Annotated in this window: 1 protein-coding gene and 1 tRNA gene; both read left to right on the top strand. The window is 68.7% G+C overall.

The features are described from left to right. Positions 1-1,440, top strand: a 1,440-nt coding sequence (locus ACIPIA_RS15715; protein WP_400510911.1) for a methyl-accepting chemotaxis protein, incomplete at its 5' end; no start/stop codon positions are given. A gap of 111 nt (positions 1,441-1,551) precedes the next feature. Then, positions 1,552-1,627: transfer RNA gene (locus ACIPIA_RS15710), tRNA-Ile, on the top strand. The last annotated feature ends 53 nt before the right edge of the window (positions 1,628-1,680 follow it).

The raw sequence follows: 1,680 nt of genomic DNA, 5'->3' as shown, positions 1-1,680 counted from the left end.
CGCAGCGAAGCCGTGGCCTCGGGCGAAGCCAGCGGCACGCTGATCGACCAGAGCAAGATGTGGCTCGGCGGCATCGGGCTCGGCTCGCTGCTGATCGCGCTGGCGCTGTCGCTGTTCTATGTCCGGCCGATGATCGTCGGACGCCTCAACCGGCTCTGGGCCGCCACCAAGGCGATCGCCGACGGCGCGCTCGAGACGGTGGTCGATACCAAGGGCAATGACGAGATCGCCGACATCTCGAAGAGCGTGCTGCTGTTCCGCGACAACGCGGTCGCGCTGCGCGCCGCCGAGCTCGCCAAGGTCGAGGACGAGGCACGGGCGCAGGAACAGCGCCGCGAGATGATGCGCGAACTGGGCGAGGCCTTTGGCGTGGTCGTGGCTGCGGCTGCTGCCGGCGACTTCAGCCAGCGCGTCGCGGCCCAGTTCGCCGACCCCGAGCTCAATGCGCTCGCCGGCTCGGTCAACACGCTGCTGCAGACGGTGCAGACCGGCCTGTCCGAGACCTGCGAGGTTCTGGCGGAACTCTCGGCCGGTCATCTCTCGGCGCGCATCGAGGGGCTCTATCAGGGCGCCTTCGCCGAGCTCAAGGACGGCACCAACGCGCTGGCCGACGAGTTCGAGAGCACGCTGGCCCGCCTGTCGGAGACCGTCTCGGCGGTGCGCAGCGCCACCAGCGAAATCCTCGATGGCGTCACGGACCTCGCCGAGCGGACCAGCGAGGAGAGCAACGCCGTCTCGATGGCGACCAACCAGCTCGGCGCCTTCGCCGGCACCGTCAAGAAGACGGCAAGCGAGGCGGCCCAGGCGACCGGCATGGCTCAGGGCGCCGAGGAACGTGCTCAGCAGGGCGAAAAGGTCGTGGCCTCGGCGCTTGAGGCGATGCAGCGCATTCGCCAGTCCTCGAGCAAGATCTCGGAGGTCATCGCGATGATCGACGAGATCGCCTTCCAGACCAATCTGCTCGCGCTCAACGCGGCGGTGGAAGCGGCGCGCGCCGGCGACGCCGGCAAGGGCTTCGCGGTCGTCGCCACCGAGGTGCGCAGCCTCGCCAAGCGCTCGGCCGACGCCTCGAACGACGTCAAGAAGCTGGTCGAGGCGGCGCATGGCGACGTCAAGGTCGGCGTCGGCCTGGTCGAGGAAACGTCGGCGATGTTCGGCGCGATCGTCTCCTCGGTGAACGAGCTGACGGGGCTGATGAACGGCATCTCGCAGACCGCCCGCAACCAGGCGACCGACGTCTCGGCGATCAACACCGAGATCGACGGCATCGGCACGATGGCGCACCAGAACGCGGCGCTGGTCGAGGAGACCAACGCGGCGCTGGCTCTGACCGACGAGCAGACGCGCGCCCTGACCGAGCACATCGCCCGGTTCTCCTTCCGCGAGGGCCATGCGGCGGCCGAACACCGCGGAGCGCGTGACCTGGCATCGGCGGCCTGAGCGGCCGACACCGGTAGCAGAAGCAGGGCCTCGCGGCATGCCGCGGGGCCCTTTTCATTTTCCTGCTCGGCCCGCTTGCTTGCCAGCCTCGGGCGATGCTAGGCGAGGAGCGGGCCGGTAGCTCAATGGTTAGAGCTCGCTGCTCATAACAGCGCCGGTGCCGGTTCGAGTCCGGCCCGGCCCACCATTCTATCGAATTGTCGTTTGATCATCCCGGACGACGCTCCTGCCACACCGGAA

The organism is Allobosea sp. CER48, assembly GCF_044752385.1.
Classification (GTDB): domain Bacteria; phylum Pseudomonadota; class Alphaproteobacteria; order Rhizobiales; family Beijerinckiaceae; genus Allobosea.
Note: the sequence above shows the minus strand (reverse complement) of the source record. Positions and strands in the feature narration are given on the sequence as shown.